Source organism: Streptomyces sp. NPDC090106 (genome assembly GCF_044747265.1).
Lineage (GTDB): Bacteria > Actinomycetota > Actinomycetes > Streptomycetales > Streptomycetaceae > Streptomyces.
On the sequence record NZ_JBIVDS010000005.1, the window covers coordinates 564,583 to 584,204 of the forward strand.

General features: G+C 72.3%; 18 protein-coding genes. 11 read left to right on the forward strand and 7 right to left on the reverse strand.

Going from position 1 to position 19,622, the window contains the following annotated elements; all coding sequences use genetic code 11:
- Window positions 1-116: 116 nt before the first annotated feature.
- Entirely contained in the window at window positions 117-1,166 is a 1,050-nt protein-coding gene (locus ACIPSE_RS19600; RefSeq protein WP_401664290.1) for a saccharopine dehydrogenase family protein, read from the reverse strand.
- A gap of 123 nt (window positions 1,167-1,289) precedes the next feature.
- On the opposite strand from ACIPSE_RS19600, the gene ACIPSE_RS19605 reads away from it, so the two are divergent.
- Entirely contained in the window at window positions 1,290-2,348 is a 1,059-nt protein-coding gene (locus tag ACIPSE_RS19605) for a helix-turn-helix domain-containing protein (protein WP_401664292.1), read from the forward strand.
- Here the strand turns inward: ACIPSE_RS19605 and ACIPSE_RS19610 are convergent.
- The 6 genes from ACIPSE_RS19610 to ACIPSE_RS19635 all read right to left on the reverse strand — a co-directional run bounded on the left by ACIPSE_RS19610 (window position 2,332) and on the right by ACIPSE_RS19635 (window position 8,441).
- Window positions 2,332-3,321: a zinc-dependent alcohol dehydrogenase family protein gene (locus ACIPSE_RS19610; protein WP_401664293.1), complete on the reverse strand. Its 990-nt coding sequence runs from the start codon at window positions 3,319-3,321 to the stop codon at window positions 2,332-2,334. The genes ACIPSE_RS19605 and ACIPSE_RS19610 overlap by 17 nt on opposite strands.
- Window positions 3,318-4,163 (reverse strand): carbohydrate ABC transporter permease, encoded by an 846-nt coding sequence (locus tag ACIPSE_RS19615; protein ID WP_401664294.1) that lies wholly within the window; start codon window positions 4,161-4,163, stop codon window positions 3,318-3,320. Before ACIPSE_RS19615 ends, ACIPSE_RS19610 begins: the two co-directional genes overlap by 4 nt.
- The gene (locus ACIPSE_RS19620) at window positions 4,160-5,098 is read right to left on the reverse strand and encodes a carbohydrate ABC transporter permease (RefSeq protein ID WP_401664296.1); all 939 of its coding nucleotides are present in this window, start codon (window positions 5,096-5,098) and stop codon (window positions 4,160-4,162) included. Before ACIPSE_RS19620 ends, ACIPSE_RS19615 begins: the two co-directional genes overlap by 4 nt.
- Complete coding sequence (locus ACIPSE_RS19625) at window positions 5,095-6,465, reverse strand: ABC transporter substrate-binding protein (protein WP_401664297.1); 1,371 nt, start codon at window positions 6,463-6,465, stop codon at window positions 5,095-5,097. The genes ACIPSE_RS19620 and ACIPSE_RS19625 overlap by 4 nt, the downstream gene beginning before the upstream one ends.
- A 77-nt stretch (window positions 6,466-6,542) precedes the next feature.
- On the reverse strand, window positions 6,543-7,310 hold the full coding sequence (locus ACIPSE_RS19630) for a DeoR/GlpR family DNA-binding transcription regulator (RefSeq protein ID WP_401664298.1): 768 nt from the start codon (window positions 7,308-7,310) through the stop codon (window positions 6,543-6,545).
- 309 nt (window positions 7,311-7,619) lie between these two features.
- The gene (locus ACIPSE_RS19635; RefSeq protein WP_401664299.1) at window positions 7,620-8,441 is read right to left on the reverse strand and encodes an NAD-dependent epimerase/dehydratase family protein; all 822 of its coding nucleotides are present in this window, start codon (window positions 8,439-8,441) and stop codon (window positions 7,620-7,622) included.
- Window positions 8,442-8,583: 142 nt separating this feature from the next.
- Here ACIPSE_RS19635 and ACIPSE_RS19640 point away from each other — a divergent pair, with 142 nt between their 5' ends.
- From ACIPSE_RS19640 to ACIPSE_RS19685, 10 genes are all read left to right on the forward strand, one after another.
- On the forward strand, window positions 8,584-9,543 hold the full coding sequence (locus ACIPSE_RS19640) for a 5-dehydro-4-deoxyglucarate dehydratase (RefSeq protein ID WP_401664300.1): 960 nt from the start codon (window positions 8,584-8,586) through the stop codon (window positions 9,541-9,543).
- Window positions 9,540-10,706 carry a hypothetical protein gene (locus tag ACIPSE_RS19645; RefSeq protein ID WP_401664302.1) on the forward strand — a complete coding sequence of 389 codons (1,167 nt, stop codon included), beginning with the start codon at window positions 9,540-9,542 and terminating at the stop codon, window positions 10,704-10,706. Before ACIPSE_RS19640 ends, ACIPSE_RS19645 begins: the two co-directional genes overlap by 4 nt.
- Before the next feature lie 111 nt (window positions 10,707-10,817).
- Entirely contained in the window at window positions 10,818-11,411 is a 594-nt protein-coding gene (locus tag ACIPSE_RS19650) for a TIGR03086 family metal-binding protein (RefSeq protein WP_401664304.1), read from the forward strand.
- 182 nt (window positions 11,412-11,593) lie between these two features.
- On the forward strand, window positions 11,594-12,250 hold the full coding sequence (locus ACIPSE_RS19655) for a GntR family transcriptional regulator (protein ID WP_401664305.1): 657 nt from the start codon (window positions 11,594-11,596) through the stop codon (window positions 12,248-12,250).
- Window positions 12,247-13,158, forward strand: coding sequence for a dihydrodipicolinate synthase family protein (locus ACIPSE_RS19660; protein ID WP_401664307.1), 912 nt, complete (start codon window positions 12,247-12,249; stop codon window positions 13,156-13,158). Before ACIPSE_RS19655 ends, ACIPSE_RS19660 begins: the two co-directional genes overlap by 4 nt.
- On the forward strand, window positions 13,155-14,927 hold the full coding sequence (gene araD / locus ACIPSE_RS19665; RefSeq protein WP_401664308.1) for an L-arabinonate dehydratase: 1,773 nt from the start codon (window positions 13,155-13,157) through the stop codon (window positions 14,925-14,927). Before ACIPSE_RS19660 ends, araD begins: the two co-directional genes overlap by 4 nt.
- Window positions 14,928-15,126: 199 nt before the next feature.
- Window positions 15,127-16,062, forward strand: coding sequence for a carbohydrate ABC transporter permease (locus ACIPSE_RS19670; protein WP_401664310.1), 936 nt, complete (start codon window positions 15,127-15,129; stop codon window positions 16,060-16,062).
- Entirely contained in the window at window positions 16,059-16,955 is an 897-nt protein-coding gene (locus ACIPSE_RS19675) for a carbohydrate ABC transporter permease (protein ID WP_401664311.1), read from the forward strand. Before ACIPSE_RS19670 ends, ACIPSE_RS19675 begins: the two co-directional genes overlap by 4 nt.
- A gap of 652 nt (window positions 16,956-17,607) precedes the next feature.
- Window positions 17,608-18,768 (forward strand): Gfo/Idh/MocA family protein, encoded by a 1,161-nt coding sequence (locus ACIPSE_RS19680; RefSeq protein ID WP_401664313.1) that lies wholly within the window; start codon window positions 17,608-17,610, stop codon window positions 18,766-18,768.
- Complete coding sequence (locus ACIPSE_RS19685) at window positions 18,765-19,610, forward strand: PmoA family protein (protein ID WP_401664314.1); 846 nt, start codon at window positions 18,765-18,767, stop codon at window positions 19,608-19,610. Before ACIPSE_RS19680 ends, ACIPSE_RS19685 begins: the two co-directional genes overlap by 4 nt.
- Window positions 19,611-19,622: the final 12 nt, after the last annotated feature.

A 19,622-nucleotide genomic window follows, 5' to 3' on the forward strand; every position in this document is an offset into this window, starting at 1 on the left:
CGGGACCGAACCGGTGAACGGGGGTGGACAGGTCTTTTCCCGCCCCCGCCACCCCTTCCCGTCCCGGCCCTGGGGGCTGCCGCCCCGGACCCCCGACGGCCCCGCGGGCCTCGTCCTCAAACGCCGGACGGGCTGGACGGCACATCCACCGTCACGTGCGGGGACAGGGCTCGGAGGAAGTCCCTCGCGTCGAAGAGTTCGCCCGCCGAGGCGACGCCCACCCTGTGGGTGCGGCCCGTCAGGATGCGGGTGGTGGCCTCGACCGCGAGGGGGGCCGTGACGGCGTAGATGTCGCGGCCCCGGGCGACCGCGCGGCGCTCCTCGGCGCCGGAGCGGACGCGGACGTCGACGACGAAGGTCTGGTCGGAGCGGCCGTGCGCGTCGGTCGCGGTGGGGGCGGGCGTGTCGGGGGACGCCAGGTCGCCCGCCGCTTCGAGCGCCATGTAGGTGCGGACCTCCGGGACACGCAGGTGGCTGGGGAGGGTGACGACGTCGGCCATCGTGAACTCGGACACCACCTCCCGGGGGCCCATCGGCTCCGGGAAGGGCCACTTCAGGGTGGTCAGGCCGTCCTGGTGGTACTCCAGACGTCCGCCGCGGAAGCGGACCCGCCGGCCCTGGCGCCGCTCGTGGGAGACCGCGCCCGCCGTGCGGGTCCCGGCGGTGGGGTGCCAGCCGCTCAGCCCGTACGCGACGTGCGCCTCGTCGGCCGCCGTCCAGTCGCCCATCGCGGCCGTGGCCAGAAGGTCGCCCAGCCCGCCGTAGAAGGCCATCGCCGGGACGATCACCGCGCCCGCCGCCCGGGCCCGTTCCCCGAAGCGCGCGAACGTGTCCGCGGTGGCCTCGATCTCCGCCGCGACGTCGACGTACGGGATACCGGCCCGCAGCGCCGCCTCGATCAGGGGCGCGGCCGTCGTGGCGAACGGGCCCGCGCAGTTGACGACCGCGGCGGTCCCGGCGAGGGCGCGGTCCAGGGACGCCGGGTCGTCGACCGAGGCCGGGCGGGTGTCGAGGCCGCCGCCGTGGGCGTCCGCCAGCAGGCCGAGCCCGGCCGCGTCCCGCCCGGACGCCACCGGCTCGTACCCGCGCTCGCGCAGTTCCGCCACGACGAACCGCCCGGTGTGCCCGTACGCGCCGAACACCGCCACCTCGAGTGCCGATCCCATGGGTTCCCCGTTCCGAGTGCTGAGTTTCCGAGTGCGCCGCGTCCTTGCCTGTCCGACCATGCTGGCTTGCGTCGGACGCTCCGTGTGAGTGTCCGGAACGACACCACCCGTACAATTCCGGACGTGCCCACTGTCGCGCTGGCCGTCACCGACGGCATGCTGCACTTCGAACTGTCCGTCGCCCACGAGGTGTTCGGCTCCCGGCCGGACGGCGTGCCGTCCTGGTACGACCTGGTCGTCTGCGGGCCGGGTCCCGTGCGGTTCGGCGGGTTCCGGCTGGAGCCGGAGGCGGGCCTGGAGCGGCTGGCCCGTGCCGACACGGTGATCGTCCCGGGGTGGGCGGACGTGGACCAGGAGCCGCCCGGCGCGCTCGTCGACGCCGTGCGGGCCGCGCACCGGGCGGGGGCGCGGGTGGCGTCGCTGTGCACGGGGGCGTTCGTGCTGGCCGCCGCGGGGCTGCTGGACGGGCGGCGGGCGACCACGCACTGGGCGCACACGGGGGTGCTCGCCGAGCGTTTTCCCGGGGTGAGTGTCGACCCGGACGTCCTCTACGTGGACAACGGCAGCGTGCTCACCTCCGCCGGGAAGGCCGCCGCGATGGACCTGTGCCTGCATCTCGTACGGCTCGACCACGGGGCGTCGATCGCCAACACGGCCGCGCGCCGGCTCGTCGTACCGCCGCACCGGGAGGGCGGGCAGGCGCAGTTCGTGGCCGCGCCGGTGCCCGAGCCGGGCGGCCATCCGCTCGCGGAGCTGTTCCCATGGGTGCTGGAGCGGCTGGACCGGCCGCTGACCGTTCAGGACCTGGCCCGCCGGGCGGGGATGAGCTCGCGGCATCTGGGGCGGCTCTTCCGGACGGTGACCGGGACGACCCCGCTCCAGTGGCTGCTGGCCCAGCGGATCCGGCGTGCCCAGGTGTTGCTGGAGACCACGGACGACACGGTCGACAGCGTCGCGACGGCCACCGGTATGGGGACCGCCACGACGCTGCGCCGGCACTTCCACCGCACGGTGGGCGTCCCGCCGGACGCCTACCGGCGCAGCTTCCGCGCCACGGGACCGCTCCCGCTCCGAGCCACGGAACCGCTCCGAGCCACGGAACCGCTCCGAGCCACGGAACCGCTCCGAGCCACGGAACCGCTCCGCGCCACGGAACCGTTCCCCCCTACGGGACCACGATGATCTTCCGGCCGACGCCCGCCGCGAACTGGTCCAGCGCCTCGGGGTAGCGCTCCAGCGGGATGCGGTCGGAGATGAACACGTCGGGGTCCAGGACCCCGCCCGCGAACAGTTCCGCCGCCCGCTCGAAGCTGTGCAGGACGGCCATGGAGCCCGTGATGGTGATCTCCTGGTTGTAGACGCGGTACGGGTCGATCGTCACACGGGTCGCGTAGTCGGCCACCCCGAACTGGAGGAACGTGCCGGCCTTCGCGACCCGGTCCAGGCCGTCCTGGATGGCGGCGGCGTTCCCGGTGGCGTCGACGACCACGTCCCAGCCCTGAGGGCGGTCCAACTCGTCGGCGTTCGCGGCGGATCCGGACACCCCGAGCCGGCGCGCGGTCTCCAGCCGGGCCGGGTTCACGTCCACGACGTCGACGCTCGCCGCGCCGGTCCGCTTGGCGAGTTCGAGCATCATCAGGCCCATCGTGCCGGAGCCGTAGACGAGGACGTGGGCGCCGAGGCGGGAGTTGAGGACGTCGTAGCCGCGCACCGCGCAGGACAGGGGTTCCACCAACGCGGCGTCCTGGGTGCGGACATGCTCGGGCAGCTTCACGCAGTTCGCCACCGGCGCGACCGCGTACCGTGCCGCGCCGCCCGCCGTGGTCACCCCGATCGCGGCCCAGCGTTCGCAGAGGTTGTTGTGGCCGGTACGGCAGTAGCGGCACTCGTGGCAGTACAGCGACGGGTCGACGGCCACCCGGTCGCCCACCGCGAGTTCGGTGACCCGGGTGCCGACGCCGACGACCTCGCCAGCGAACTCGTGGCCCGGCACGATGGGCAGCTTCGGCGCGAACTCGCCCTGGAGGATGTGCAGATCGGTGCCGCACAGTCCGCAGGCGGCGACCTCCACGACGACGTCCCTCGGCCCTGGTGTCGGGTCGGGGACCTCGGTGACGACGGCCTTGCCCACGGACTCGATGACGGCGGCCTTCATTTCACTGCTCCCAACGACAGGCCCTGGACCAGTTTGTCCTGGGCGGCGAACCCCGCGGCGAGCACCGGCAGGGAGATCACGAGCGACGCGGCGCACACCTTCGCCAGGAACAGGCCCTGGCTGGTGATGAAGCCGGTCAGGAACACGGGGGCGGTCTCGGCGACCACGCCGGTGAGGACCCGGGCGAACAGCAGCTCGTTCCAGCTGAAGATGAAGCAGATCAGGGAGGTCGCCGCGATGCCGGGCAGGGCGATGGGGGCCACCACCCGCGCCAGGATCGTCGGCAGCCGGGCCCCGTCCACCCGGGCCGCCTCGATGATCGCCACCGGGACCTCCGCGAGGAACGACTGCATCATCCAGACGGCGATCGGCAGGTTCATCGAGGTGTAGAGCAGGACCAGCAGCCAGATGTTGTCGAGCAGACCGGTGTTCTTGGCGAACAGGTAGATCGGCAGCAGGCCCGCGACCACCGGGAGCATCTTCGTCGACAGGAAGAAGAACAGGACGTCCGTCCACTTGCGGACCCGGTTGACCGACAGCGCGTACGCCGCCGGGAGGGCCAGCAGCAGCACCAGCAGCGTCGAGGCCAGCGACGCCACCGTCGAGTTGACCAGCGCCGGCCAGGGGCTCGCGCCGCCGCCCGTGCCGAAGAACTCGCGGTAGCCGTCCAGGGTCAGCGCGGCCCCGAAGGACGGCGGGTTGGTCGCGGCGTCGGTCTCCGAGTGGAACGACGTCAGCGCCATCCAGGCGATGGGCAGGAAGAACACGAGGCCCAGCAGCCAGGCCACCACGCCGAGGCCAAGTCCCTTGCGCTTCCCGCGCCGTGCGGTCGCCTCGCTCATGACCGGCCCACCTCCTCACGGAACAGGGACGACACGACGCGCAGGGCGAAGGTCGCGATGACGATCGAGCCGATGACGACGAGGACGCCCGCCGCCGAGGCCAGGCCGTTCTCATGGGCCTGGTAGAAGCTCTGGTAGACGGTGTAGGGCAGGTTCGCGGTGCCCAGCCCGCCGGACGTGATCGTGAAGACCGCGTCGAAGTTCTGGACGATGTAGATCGACCCGAGGAGCGCGCCCAGTTCGAGATAGCGGCGCAGGTGGGGGAGGGTGAGATGGCGGAAGACCTGCCAGTCGCTCGCGCCGTCGACCTTCGCCGCCTCGATCTGCTGCGGGTCCCTGCTCTGCAGGCCCGCCAGCAGGATCAGCATCATGAACGGCGTCCACTGCCATACCAGTGACGCCTCCACGGCGAGCAGCGGCGTGCTGGAGATCCAGTCCGGCTGCGGTCCGCCCACGTAGTGCAACAGGCCGTTCAGCAGGCCGTATTCGGGGTTGTACAGGACGTGCTTCCACAGCAGGGCCGCCGCCACCGGCACCACCAGGAAGGGGGCGATCAGCAGGGTGCGGACGATTCCCCGGCCCTTGAACCGCCGGTCCAGGAGCAGGGCGAGCACCAGGCCGAGCACGATGCTGACCAGGACGACCGTCGCCGTCAGCAGGATCGTCGTCCACACCGAGTGGCGCAGGTCCGCGTCGGTGAGGACCTCCTCGTAGTTGGCGAGGCCGGTGAAGCGGCGGGCCTTGGGGTAGAGCGCGTTCCAGTCGAAGAAGGAGATCACCAGGGTCGCCACGAACGGCAGTTGGGTGACCAGGATCATGAAGACCAGGGCGGGCAGCAGCGGGGCGCGGGTCGCCCAGGCGCGCAGCCGGGCCGAGGGCGGACGGGCGGTGCGCGGGGATGAGGCGGCCGTGGGGGCCGTTGTCGTCGCGGTCATCGTCCCTCGTACTCCTCGGAGATCTTCTCGGCGAGTTCCTGGGACTTGCGCAGGGCGGAGTCGACGGACTGGCGTCCGGCGATGGCCGCGCTGATCTCCTGGGAGACCTTCGTGCCGAGGTCGGTGAACTCGGGGATGCCGACGAACTGGATGCCGGGCGCGGGGCGCGGCTGCACCCCCGGGTCGGTGGGACGCGCGCCCTCGATGGCCTCCTTGGTCATCTCCTGGAAGGCGGCGGCCTCTTGGACGTAGTCCGGGTCGGTGTACGTCGACGCGCGTTTGCCGGCCGGGACGTTGGACCAGCCGAACTCCTCGCCGACGAGCCGCTCGTACCGCTTGCCGGACGCCCAGGACACGAACTGCCAGGCCTTGTCCGGGTTGCGGGAGGCGTTCTGGATGCCCCAGGCCCAGGTGTAGAGCCAGCCGGAGGACTCGGTCTCCTCGACGGGGGCGGGCGCGTAGCCGATCTTTCCCTTGACGGGGGAGCCGCTCGCCTCCAGGGAACCGGCGGCGCTGGTCGCGTCGTACCACATGGCGACCTTGCCCTGGGTCATGTTGTTGAGGCACTCGGCGAAGCCGGACTGGGCGGCGCCCGACTCGCCGTGGTCGCGGACCAGGCCGACGTAGAACTCCGTCGCCTTCCTCCACTCGGGGGAGTCGAGCCGGGCCGTCCAGTCCTGGTCGAACCAGGTGCCGCCGAAGGTGTTGACGACCGTCGTCAGCGGTGCCATCACCTCGCCCCAGCCGGGCAGTCCGCGCAGGCAGATGCCCTTCATGCCGGGTTCGGCGCCGTCCGCCTCGGCGGCGAGGCCGGCGACCTGCTGCCAGGTGGGGTGCGCGGGCATGGTCAGGCCCTTCGCCTCGAACACGTCCTTGCGGTACATCAGGAAGGACGACTCGCCGTAGAAGGGCTGGCCGTAGAGCTTGCCGTCGTCGCCGGTCAGCGACTCCCGCATGGGGCCGAGGACGTCCTGCTCGTCATAGGCCGGGTCCTTCGCCACGTAGGGGTCCATGGCCTTCAGCCAGCCGTTGCGGGCGTAGATGGGTATCTCGTAGTTGGACAGGGTGGCCACGTCGTACTGGCCGGCCTGGTTGGCGAAGTCCTGGCTGATCTTGTCGCGGACGTCGTTCTCCGGCAGGACGGTGAAGTTGACCTCGATGCCGGTCTCTTCGGTGAAGCGGGGGGCGAGCTTCTGGAGTTCGGTCATCTGCGGGTTGTTGACCATCAGGACGTTGAGGGAGTCGCCGCCCGATCCGGCCCCGCCGGCTCCGGCCCAGCAGCCGGAGAGCAGCGGGGCGAGCAGCGTCCCTGCGGCGGCCAGGGCGAGCATGGCTCGCGGAGGCCGCCGTCGGCTCGGGGTTCGCATGGATCGCTCCTGAACATATGGGGGGATAAGGGGCGCGTCCGGGCATGGGTGCGCCCCGGAGGGGGTGGGGTGGCTGCTCAGACCCGGATGATCTGCGGCCCGAGCAGGGAGTAGCGGTGCGCCTCCGCCGACGGCAGCAGCGTGCTCGTGACGATCGCCTCCAGCGCGGCGACCTCGGCGAACCGGCAGAAGCTGACCGCCCCGAACTTGGTGTGGACGCCCGCGAACACGGTGCGGCGCGCGGCCCGGATGGCCTGCGCCTTGACCTCGCTGACGGCCGGGTCGGGGGTGGTGAGGCCGTGTTCGCGGGAGATGCCGTTGGCGCCGATGAAGGCGAGGTCGACGACGAACCCGGCCAGCATCTTCGTCGTCCAGTGGTCCACGGTGGCCAGGGTGCCGGGGCGGACCCGGCCGCCGAGGAGCAGGACGGAGGTGTTCTCCGCCTCGGCGAGCGCGCCGGCCACGGGCAGGGACGCGGTGACCACCGTCAGCGGCCGGTCCCGGGGCAGGGCCTCGGCGATGAGCTGCGGGGTGAAGCCCTCGTCGACGAAGACGCTCTCGGCGTCCCCGAGCAGCTCCGCCGCCGCGGAGGCGATGCGCCGCTTCTCGGGCACGTGGCTGGTGGCGCGGAAGGCGAGCGTCGTCTCGAAGCCGGCGCTCTCCACGGGGTAGGCGCCGCCGTGGGTGCGGCGGACCAGGCCGTGGTCCTCCAGGGCGCGCAGGTCCCGGCGCACCGTCTCCTTGGCCACGCCGAGCCGGGTGGCGAGGTCGTTGACGTCCACGGAGCCGGTGGTGCGGGCGGCTCGGACGATCTCCCGCTGGCGTTCCTCCGCGGTTCCGGTCATGGGTCACCCGCCTTCCCTGTCATGGCGCCCGTTCGGGCCTCATGGAGGAAGTTCTACAACCGGCGGGTGGCGGTGACCAGGTCTGTTACAGGGGTGATAGTGACCGGGTGCGCCCGTTCGGGCGGACGGCGGGCGGGCGTCCGGGGTGCCCTCGTGGCGCCGGCGCCGGGGGCGTCGTCGCTGGTGGCGCGGGTGTCCGTGCTCCCGGGCGGCCGTCGGAGCGGCGGTTCCGGTTCCCCCGCCCCTGCCCGGATCATGCCGCGGACGTGCCCGTTCGGTGCCCGTCCGCGGTCCGGTGACCGGCTGTCGTCAGTACGGCCAGATCGGCGGGTCGTTGACGAAGTGGCCGCCGAGGTGGGCGTGGGCCTCGTTCGCCGGGTCCAGTTCGCCCTGTTCGGCGATGAGCTTCTCGGCGTACGGCTCGGAGTCGTCCTGGGGGTCGTAGCCGAGGCCGCGGGCGGAGGAGAGGTCCCACCACAGACGGGTGTTGGCGGAGGAGCCGTAGACGACGGTGTGCCGGACGTCCTCGGCGGTGAGCGCCGCGTGGAAGAGGCGGGCGCCGTCGGCGGGGCTCATCCACACCGACAGCATGCGCACGCTGGTCGGCTCGGCGAAGCAGGAGCCGATCCGGACCGAGACCGTCTCCAGGCCGTGCTTGTCCCAGTAGAGCTGGGCGAGATCCTCGCCGAAGGACTTGGACAGGCCGTAGAAGGTGTCCGGGCGGCGCGGGGTCTCGACCGGGATCAGCGGGTCGTCGCCCTGGGGGCGCGGGGTGAAGCCGACCGCGTGGTTGGAGGAGGCGAAGACGATCCGCGGGACGCCCTCCTCGCGCGCCGCCTCGTACAGGTTGTACGTGCCCTCGATGTTCGCCCGGAGGATCTTGTCGAAGGAGGCTTCCAGGGAGATGCCCGCGAGGTGGATGATCGCGTCGACGCCCCGTACGGCCTCCCGCAGGGCGTCCCGGTCGGCGAGGTCGGCGACGATCGCGTCCGGCGCGCCCTCGACGGGGTGGAGGTCGAGCAGCCGCAGCTCGTAGCCGTAGGCGGGGAGCAGGTCCCGCATGAGGGTGCCCAGTCCGCCGGCGGCGCCGGTGAGCAGAACGGTGCGGGGCGCTGTGCCGGGCGCTGGCATCCTCGGATCTCCTCTGGGTGGCATTCACATTCGTGGACAACGTAAGGATCAACGGCTTCGGGCGTCAAGGGTGGCGGAGCTGTTGTTCATAAACATAAACTCCGATCAGAAACCTGCACATGTGTCGTTCTAGGGAGAGCTTGTGACGCCTGCCGACCTCGCCGCTCGACTCGGCATCCCCAGCGGGCCGCTGTTCTTCCCCGTCACCGCCTGCGACGAGGACGGCGCCGTCGACCTCGACGTCTACCGCGCGCATGTGCGCCGCGGGGTGGAGGCCGGGGCCGCCGCCGTCTTCGCCTGCTGCGGCACGGGCGAGTTCCACGCGCTGACGCCGGAGGAGTTCCAGGAGTGCGTGCGGGCGGCCGTGGAGGAGACGGCGGGCCGGGTCCCGGTCGTGGCCGGCGCCGGCTACGGCACCGCGCTCGCCGTCCGGTACGCGCGGATCGCCGCCGAGGCCGGCGCCGACGGGCTGCTCGCCCTGCCGCCCTACCTCGTGCTCGCCGGGCAGGAGGGGCTGCTGCGGCACTACCGCGACCTCGCGCGCGCCACCGACCTGCCCGTCATCGTCTACCAGCGCGACAACGCCGTGTTCACCCCGGCGACGGCCGTCGAACTCGCCCGCACCGAGGGGATCGTCGGTCTCAAGGACGGTCTCGGCGACCTCGATCTCATGCAGCGGATCGTCAGCGCCGTGCGCACCGAAGTGCCCGGCGACTTCCTCTACTTCAACGGACTGCCCACCGCCGAGCAGACCCAGGTCGCCTACCGGGCCATCGGGGTGCCCCTGTACTCCTCCGCCGTGTTCTGCTTCGCCCCGGAGATCGCCCTCGCCTTCCACCGCGCCCTGGAGACCGGGGACACCACGACGGTACGGCGGCTGCTCGACGGGTTCTACCGGCCCTTCGTCGAACTCCGCGCCCAGGGACGGGGATACGCCGTCGCGCTCGTCAAGGCGGGCGTACGGCTGCGCGGACTGGACGTCGGCCAGGTGCGGTCCCCGCTGCACGAGCCGACCGAGGATCATGTCAAGCAGCTCGCGCAGGTGATCGAACGCGGGTACGCGCTGCTGGAGGAGGACCGGACGATGGTGGAGGGCACGTGAGGGCATCGGCATTCGTCTACCCCTGGGACGTCAACGGGGACCCGGAGGCCGCCGGACGCGTCGCCGCGCTCGGCGTACGGCAGGCCACCCTGGCCTCCGCGTACCACTCCACCCGCGCGCTGACGCCCCGGCATCCGCGCCACCGCATCGTCACCGCCGAGCACGCGGCCGTGCTGTACCCCACCGGCGACCGGTGGAGCGGGCGTGAGCTGCGCCCCTACGCGGCCGGGGACTGGGCGCCGGGCGACGCGTTCGGCGAGGCCGCGTCCGCGCTCGCCGTGGCGGGCCTCGAGGTGCACACCTGGGTCGTCCTCGCGCACAACTCCCGTCTGGGCGCCGAGCATCCGGGCACCTCCGTCGTCAACGCCTACGGCGACCGCTACCCGTGGGCCCCCTGCCTCGCCCAGCCCGCCACCCGCGCGTACCTGGTCGACCTCGCCGCCGAGGCGGCGGTACGGCCCGGCGCGCTCGGCACCGAACTGGAGTCGCTCGGCTGGTACGGCCTCCAGCATCTGCACGCCCACGACAAGACCGCCGGCGTCGCCCTCGGCGACGCCGGCCAGTACCTGATGTCGCTCTGCTTCTGCCCCGTCTGCAAGCAGGGCTACGGCGAACAGGGCCTGGACGCCGACGCGTTGGCGGCAGCCGTGCGCGGCGCGCTGGAACCGCTGTGGCGGGGCGCCGCCGACGACGAGGGCTGGCCCGGCGTCGAGAAGCTGCTCGGTGAGACCACCGCCGCCGCCACGCGCGCGTGGCGCGACACCACCGCCCGCACCCTCCAGGAGGACGCCGTCGCCGCCGTACGCGCCGCGGCGCCCGACGGCTTCCGCGTCCTCCTGCACGCCGACCCGGTGACGTACCACGTCGGCGCCAACCCCGGCGTGGACCCGGCGCACATCCTGACCGTCGCGGACGGCGTGGTCGTCCCCTGCGCGGGCGGCCCCGGCCTCCTGACCCCTTTCGCGGACCATGCCACGGACGGCACGGTCCTCGCCGCCAACTTCACCGTCGTCTCCGGCATGGGCGGCAGCCCCGCCACCCTCGCCGCCGACGCGGCCCGCGCGCGCGAGCTGGGGGCGACGGAGCTGCGGCTCTACCACGCGGGGCTGGCCTCGGACGAGGACCTCGCGACGGTCCGGGAGGCGCTGGGGGCGATCGGGTAGGGACACGGGGCGGGGCGATGAGTTCCGGGCCGTCGGGCGGTCCACCCTTGCGGAACAGGTCCTGGTGCGCGACCCCGCGGACCAGGACCCGGCGACCCTGAGGAGCAGCCCATGACCGGCCCGACGACGCTCGATCTCGGCCCCCAGACACGGATCGTGGCCCGGCTGGCCGCCGCCGTGAGCGACGAGCGGCTCGCGGACCCGACGCCGTGCCCCGAGTACGCGGTGCGCCACCTGCTGGGGCACCTGCTCCACCTGTCGGTGGCCTTCCGCGACGCCGCGCGCAAGAACCTCGGCGCCACGACCGACACCGCCCCCGACTCCGCCGTCCCGGACCTCGGCCCGGGCTGGCGCGAGGCCCTGCCCGCGGTCCTCGGCGAGCTCGCCGAGGCCTGGCGCGACCCCGCCGCCTGGACCGGGACGACCCGCGCCGGGGGAGTGGACCTGCCCGGCGCGGTCGGCGGTGCCGTCGCCGCCGACGAACTCGTCATCCACGCCTGGGACCTGGCCCGTGCCACCGGCCAGGTCTACGAGCCCGACCCGGCCGCGCTGCGGGCCACGTACGACTTCCTGCGCGCCGCCGCGGACGAGTCCGGGCGCGGCGGCGTCTTCGGCCCGGTCCTCCCCGTGCCCGCGGACGCGTCGCTGCTGGACCGGGCGGTGGCGCTGAGCGGCCGCGATCCCGGCTGGACGCCGAAACCGTAGGGCTCCGTCCGGCCCGATCCATGGGTGTCGCGCGTCGGCGCGGCACCCATGTCTTGTGAACTTCGTCTGTCAGAAGCATTGACGAAACAACGGCCCCCTCCTAGTTTCATCGCGTCGTACTTCGTACGTCATATATGAGACGCGATACGCGAGATCCGATACGCGAGATCCGAGAGGCGCGCATGACCTCTGTGCCCACGCCGATCCCCTCCCGCACGCAGTACGTGCTGGAAGAGATCAAACGCCGCATCCTCACCGGACAGCTGACGCCCGGTCAGGCCCTGGTCGAGACCGAACTCGCCGCGCAGTTCGGGGTGTCCAAGACCCCGGTGCGGGAGGCGCTGAAGACCCTGGCCGGGACCGGACTCGTCGTGATGAGCCAGTACAAGGGCGTCACGGTGCGCATGGTGGACGCGGACATGGCGCGCGAGGTCTACGACGTGCGACTGCTCCTGGAACCGGAGGCGCTGAAGCGGGCCGTGCGCCTCGGGGCCTCCCTGGACGCCGCCCGCGAGGCCCTCACCCGGGCGGACGCCGCGACCGACACCGCCGAACGCTCCCTCGCCAACCGGGAGTTCCACCGCGCTCTGTACCTCCCCTGCGGCAACCCGCTGCTCGGCCGGATGCTCGACGAGGTCCGCGACCAGGCGGCCCTGGTCTCCGCCGTCGCCTGGGCCAGCCAGCCCTCCTGGGAACGGGAGGCCGGCGAGCACCGGGAGATCCTGCGACTCGCCCTGGACGGCGACGCGGACGGCGCGGGCCGTGCCCTGCACGCCCACATCGCGTCCTTCGTCGAACGAGCGTTCCCCGGCGCCGGGGTCCAGGAAGGTCAGGAATGAGCAGCGAGAGCTTCGAGACCCAGCGGGCGGCCCTGGCCGACGTGGTGGCGATCCCGGTGACCCCCTTCGCCGAGGACGGCACCGTCGACCAGGACACCCACCGGGCCCTGCTGCGCCGGCTGCTCGACGGCGGGATCACCACCCTCACCCCCAACGGCAACACCGGCGAGTTCTACGCCCTCACCCCCGAGGAGCGCACCCTCGTCACCGAGTCCACCCTCGACGAGGCCGGCGACCGGGCGGTGATCCTCGTCGGCGTCGGGCACGACGTGCCCACCGCCGTCGCCTCCGCCCGGCACGCCCGCGAGCTGGGCGCCGAGATGGTGATGGTCCACCAGCCCGTCCACCCCTATGTCTCGCAGGGCGGCTGGGTCGACTACCACCGCGCGATCGCCGAGGCGGTGCCCGAGCTGGGCGTCGTGCCCTACCTGCGCAACGCGCAGCTCAGCGGCCACCGGCTGGCCGAACTCGCCGACGCCTGCCCGAACGTCATCGGCGTGAAGTACGCCGTCCCGGACGCCGCGCGCTTCGCCGCGTTCGCCCGGGACGCGGGCCTGGAACGGTTCGTGTGGGTCGCGGGGCTCGCCGAGCCGTACGCGCCCTCGTACTTCTCGGCGGGCGCCACCGGCTTCACCTCGGGGCTCGTGAACGTCGCCCCGTCCGTCTCGCTGCACATGATCGAAGCGCTTCGATCCGGGGACTACCCGACCGCGATGAAGGTCTGGGAGCAGATCCGCCGCTTCGAGGAGCTCCGGGCCGCCAACGGCTCCGCCAACAACGTCACCGTCGTCAAGGAGGCCCTCTCCTCCCTCGGCCTGTGCCGCCGCGACGTCCGCCCGCCCAGCAAGCCGCTGCCCCAGGAAGAACGCGCGGAGGTCGCCGCGATAGCCGCGGGGTGGTCGATATGAGCGACAGCCGTGGGAGGGCCGGCACGGGTGACGGCGGGCAGCGCCGCCGGCTGAGCCCCGAGGAGCTCCGCAGCCACCAGTGGTACGGCACCGAGGGCCAGTTGCGCACCTGGTCGCACAACGCCCGGATGCGGCAGCTGGGTTACGAGGCCGACGAGTACCGCGGACGCCCCGTCGTCGCCGTCCTCAACACCTGGTCCGACATCAACCCCTGCCACGTCCATCTGCGCGAACGCGCCCAGGCCGTCAAGCGGGGCGTGTGGCAGGCCGGTGGCTTCCCGCTCGAATTCCCGGTCTCCACCCTCTCGGAGACCTACCAGAAGCCGACCCCCATGCTCTACCGCAACCTCCTCGCGATGGAGACGGAGGAACTGCTGCGGTCGTACCCGATCGACGCGGCGGTGCTGCTCGGCGGCTGCGACAAGTCGACGCCCGCGCTGCTCATGGGCGCCGCCTCGGCCGACGTCCCCTCGCTCTTCGTGCCCGCCGGGCCGATGCTGCCCGGACACTGGCGCGGGGAGACCCTCGGCTCCGGAACCGACATGTGGAAGTACTGGGACGAGCACCGGGCGGGCAACCTCACCGACTGCGAACTCCGCGAACTCCAGGGAGGGTTGGCCCGCTCTCCCGGTCACTGCATGACCATGGGCACCGCGTCCACGATGACCGCCGCCGCCGAGGCCCTCGGGATGACCCTGCCGGGCGCCTCCTCGATCCCCGCCGTCGACTCCGGGCACGAGCGCATGGCCGCCGCCTCCGGGCGCCGCGCCGTCGAACTGGCCTGGACCGCGCTGCGGCCCTCCGAGATCCTCACCCCCGAGGCCTTCGAGGACGCCGTGACCACGGTGCTCGGGCTCGGCGGCTCCACCAACGCGGTCATCCACCTCATCGCGATGGCGGGCCGCAGCGGGGTCCCGCTCACCCTCGACGACTTCGACCGCATCGCACGGACCGTGCCGGTGCTGGCGAACGTACGGCCCGGCGGACAGACGTACCTCATGGAGGACTTCCACTTCGCCGGCGGACTGCCCGCCTTCCTCTCCCGGATCACCGATCTGCTCCACCTGGACCGGCCGACCGTCAACGGCACCCTGGGCGAGCAGCTCGCGGACGCCGTCGTGCACGACGACGACGTCATCCGCACCCGGGAGAACCCGGTCGCGAGCGAGGGAGGGGTGGCCGTGCTGCGCGGCAACCTCTGCCCGGACGGCGCGGTCATCAAGCACATCGCCGCCGAGCGGCATCTGCTCAAGCACACCGGTCCCGCGGTCGTCTTCGACGACTACAAGACCATGCAACGCACCATCGACGACCCCGGGTTGGGCATCACCGCCGACAGTGTGCTGGTGCTGCGCAACTCCGGACCCAAGGGCGGTCCCGGCATGCCCGAGTACGGCATGCTGCCCATCCCCGGCCATCTGCTCAAGCAGGGGGTGCGGGACATGGTCCGGATCTCCGACGCCCGGATGAGCGGCACGAGTTACGGCGCCTGCGCGCTGCACGTGGCGCCCGAGTCGTACGTCGGCGGGCCGCTCGCCCTGGTCCGCTCCGGGGATCTGATCACCCTGGACGTCGAGGGCCGCAGCCTCCATCTCCACGTGGACGACGAGGAGCTGGAGCGGCGCAGGGAGCGGTGGACGCCGCCGCCCGTGCGCGACGAGCGCGGCTACGGCGCGCTCTACAACGAGCAGATCACGCAGGCCGACACCGGCTGCGACTTCGAGTTCCTCGCACGCCCCGGCAAGGTCGCCGACCCGTACGCCGGCTGAACCCGGTCACCGGTTCGCCCCCGCACGCCGCACAGCACCGCACGCCGCACCTCGCACCGCATCTGCGCCTCGCACCACCTCGCACCTCGCTCAGCACCGCACTTCGCACAGCCCTGCACATGGAGAAAGCGCTTAACCCCAAGCAAGAAGCACGCCGTACGCAGGCCGTACGCACGCCGTACCAGATCGGAGAAGTGTCATGGCCCAAGCCGCAGCCGTGGCGAAACCGCCCGCGCCACACCGGCGACGCCGTGCCTCCGCCACCCCGCGCAGGCTCCCGTACCTGCTGATCGCACCGGCCGCCCTGCTCATGCTGGGCTTCATCGCCTACCCGGTGATCAGCGTCTTCTACTACAGCCTCCAGGAGTACAACCCCACCAAGCCCTGGCGGAACGGGTTCGCGGGCTTCGACAACTTCGTCGAGATCTTCACCAAGGACCCCCAGTTCTGGGACACGCTGACCTTCAGCGCCAAGTGGGTCTTCGTCGAGGTCGGGCTCCAGCTGCTGTTCGGACTCGCGCTCGCGCTGATCGTCAACCAGACCTTCGTCGGGCGCGGGCTCGGCCGGGCCATGGTCTTCTCGCCCTGGGCCGTGTCCGGGGTGCTGACCTCCGCGATCTGGGTGCTGCTCTTCAACTCCCAGACGGGCCTGACCCGTTACCTCGCCGACATGGGCATCGGCTCGTACGGCACCAGCTGGCTCTCGGACACCTCCACCGTCTTCCCGGCGGCGATCGTCGCCGATCTGTGGCGCGGGGTGCCCTTCTTCGCGATCCTCATCCTCGCCGACCTCCAGTCCGTCTCCAAGGACCTCTACGAGGCCGCCGAGGTCGACGGGGCCAGCCGCATCAAGCAGTTCTGGCACATCACGCTGCCGCACCTCAAGGACGCGATCATCCTGTCCACGCTGCTGCGCGCGGTGTGGGAGTTCAACAACGTCGACCTGCTCTACACGCTCACGGGCGGCGGCCCGGCCGGGGAGACGACGACCCTGCCCCTCTACATCGCCAACACCAGCGTCGACGCCCATGACTTCGGCTACGCGTCGGCCCTGACGACGGTGGCGTTCGTGATCCTTCTCTTCTGCTCGATGGTCTATCTGCGCCTGAGCAAGTTCGGAGGCGAGAGCAAGTGAGCATCAAGGAAGCCGCCCCCGCCGTGCCCGCGGCCCGCAGGCCCTCGCAGCCGCCCCGCCCCGTGAGGACCCGCAACCGTGCCTGGGACGAGGCCCCGCGCTGGCAGATCTACCTCCCGCTCGGCGTCTACCTCCTCTTCACCCTCATCCCCTTCTACTGGATCCTGCTCTTCGCGCTCCGCCCGGCCGGCTCCACCTCGCTGGTGCCCTGGCCGGTCACCTCCGACCACTTCGAGAAGGTGTGGAACGAGCGGAGCTTCGGGACGTACTTCCAGAACAGCGTGCTGGTCGGGGTCGCCACGCTGGTCATGACGACACTCGTCGCGCTGGCCGGCGGATACGCCCTCGCCCGCTTCGACTTCAGGATCAAGAAGGGCTTCATGCTGGCCCTGCTGTGCTCCCAGTTCGTACCGGGGGCGCTGCTGCTGGTGCCGCTGTTCGAGATCTTCGCCAACCTCCAGATGATCAACTCCCTCGGCAGTGTCATCCTCGCCGAGACGGTCTTCCAGCTGCCGCTGTCGATCATCCTGATCAGCAACTTCATCAAGAACGTGCCGTACTCCCTGGAGGAGGCCGCCTGGGTCGACGGATGCAACCGCTTCACCGCGTTCCGCATCGTCGTCCTCCCGCTGCTGCGGCCCGGGTTGATCGCCGTCGGCTCCTTCGCCTTCGTGCACTCCTGGAACCACTTCCTGTTCGCCCTGATGTTCCTCAACAACCAGGACAAGCAGACCATCCCGGTCGGTCTCAACACCCTGATGAGCGCGGACAGCGTCGACCTCGGCGCGCTCGCCGCGGGCGGCATCATCGCCGCGGTACCCGTGGTGATCGTGTTCGCCTTCATCCAGAAGTGGCTGATCACCGGATTCAGCGCGGGGGCGGTGAAGGGCTGATGCGACCGGGGCGGACGGATGTGGAGGCGGCCGTGAGGTCCGCGGCGGGCCCGGACGGGACCGGGGGGTCCGCGGTAGGCGCGGACGGGACCGAGGGGTCCGCGGGCGGGCGCCGAACCCCGGGCGCGGGCACCGTGGCCGACCCCGTCCGCGGGGGCGGTACGGGGCGAGCCGCTCCGCGCGGCGCGGGCGGTGCCGCTGGACGCGGGTCTCCCGGGCACGCGGGCGTCGCGGGGCTGATGGCCGCGTATCCCGGGTGCCTCGGGGGTGTGGGTCGTGCGGGGCAGTCATGCGCGTACTCCGTGACCACCGGTGGCGTCGATCGTGCGGGGCCGATGCCTCCGTGCCCCGTGGCTTCCGGTGGTGGGGGTCGTGTGGGGCAGGCGTCCGTGCACTCCGTGTACTCCGTGACTCCTGGTGGCGCAGGCCCTGCGGGACTCATGCCTTCGTGCCTCGTGACCTCCGGTCGCCCGGGGCCTGTGGGGCCCATGTCCTCGTATTCCGCGGCCCCCGGTCACACGGTCGGCGGGTGCGGGACGCGCGTCGGGTGCCCGGTGCGGGCGGGGCGGGCTTCTAGCCTGCTGGCGGAGATCCACAGCGCCCGGAGCGCCGGCCGCGGGGCGGCGCGGGGCGCCGAGGCCGGGAGGTCGGTATGAGTACGGTCGACATCGTGCTGGCGGGCGCGCGCGGACACGGGCGCTGGCACCTGGACAACATCCGCCGGCTCCAGGACAAGGGGATCGTGCGGCTGGCCGGTGTCTGCGAACTGACGCCGCTGGCCGAGGGCGAGATTCCCGAAGGGCTCGGCACACCGGATCAGGACGCCGACCTCGGCACGCTTCTCGACCGGACCGGCGCCCGCATCGCCGTGATCTGCACACCCATCCCGACCCACACCGACCTCGCCCTCGTGGCGGCCAGGCGCGGTGTCCACCTCCTCCTGGAGAAACCGCCCGCCCCGTCCTACGCCGAGTTCCGCCGCATGGCCGACGGAGTCGCCGCGGCCGGTGCCGTGTGCCAGATCGGCTTCCAGTCGCTCGGCTCGCACGCCGTGCCCGCGATCCGGCGGCTCGTCGAGGACGGCGCGGTCGGCGAGGTCACCGGCATCGGCGGCGCCGGCGCCTGGAGCCGTCCCGAGTCCTACTACCGGCGCGCCCCCTGGGCCGGCAGACGGCGCCTGAACGGCGTCGACGTCGTCGACGGCGCCCTCACCAACCCCCTCGCGCACGCTGTCGCCACCGGCCTCGCCCTGAACGGCTCGACGCGCGCCGAGGACGTCACCGCCATCGAGACCGAACTGCTGCGCGCCAACGCCATCGAGTCCGACGACACCTCCTGCGTCCGCGTCACCACCGCGCAGGGCCGCCCGGTCACCGTCGCCGCGACCCTGTGCGCCGAGCACCCGGACGACCCGTACGTCCTCGTGCACGGCGACCGCGGCCGGATCACCTTCTGGTACAAGCAGGACCGCGTCCTGCTCCAGCGCGCCGGACACGGCCCCGAGGAACTCCGCTACGGCCGCGCCGACCTGCTGGAGAACCTCGTCGACCACCTCACCGACGGCACCGCCCTCCTGGTCCCCCCGGACGACACGGGCGCCTTCATGAAGGTCGTCGAGGCGATCCGCACCGCCCCCGACCCGGCCCCGCTGCCCGGCACCGCCTGGCACCTGATCCCCGGAGCGGCCCCGGAGGCGGACCGCCGCGTCGTCCCCGGCGTCGACGCCCTCGTCACCGCCAGTGCCGACACCCTCGCCCTGTACTCCGAACTGGGCGCCCCCTGGGCGCTACCGAAAGAGGTGAGCAGCCCATGACGGCCAACGACTCCCCGGTCCTGCGTGTCGCGAGCCGCCCGGTCGGCCGCTACGCCATCCGGCCCGAGCTGGCCCCCCGGCTCTCGCCGCGCCCCTACCTCCACCCCGTCACCACCCTGTCCGGCACGGCGGTCACCGAACTCAGCCCTGCCGACCATCCCCACCACCTCGGCGTCGGTGTCGCCGTTCCCGACGTCGAGGGGTTCAACTTCTGGGGCGGGCGCACCTACGTCCGCGACCAGGGCCCCACCGAGCTCGACAACCACGGGGCGCAGCGCCACACCATGTTCCAGCTCCGCGACCCCGACGGCTTCGTGGAGGAGCTGCGCTGGGTCGCCGCGGGCAACGAGCTGCTGCGCGAACGCCGTACGGTCGCCGCGACCGAACTCACCGACACCGCCTGGGCGCTGGACTTCACGTTCTCGCTCACCAACGTCACCCAGGGCGCCCTGTCGATCGGCAGCCCGGCCACCAACGGCCGCCCCGGCGCCGCGTACGGCGGCTTCTTCTGGCGGGCACGCAAGGAGGCGCGGGCCCCCGAGGTGTTCACCCAGGACACCGAGGGCGAGGCCGCGGCGCACGGTCACCGCGCCGACTGGCTGGCCCTCGCCGGGGCCACCTGGACCCTCGTCTTCGCCGGGGCCACCGAACAGACGCGCCGCGACCCGTGGTTCGTGCGCACCGCCGAGTACCCGGGCGTCGGCTCGTCGCTCGCGCACACCGAGCGGCTGCCGATCGGCCCGGGCGACACCGTCGTACGCCGGGTCGTCACCGTCGTCGCGGACGGACGCCTCGACCGGGGTGCGGCGGCGGCCCTCGTCCGCAAGGCGGTGAGCCTGTGAGCACCGGCCGCG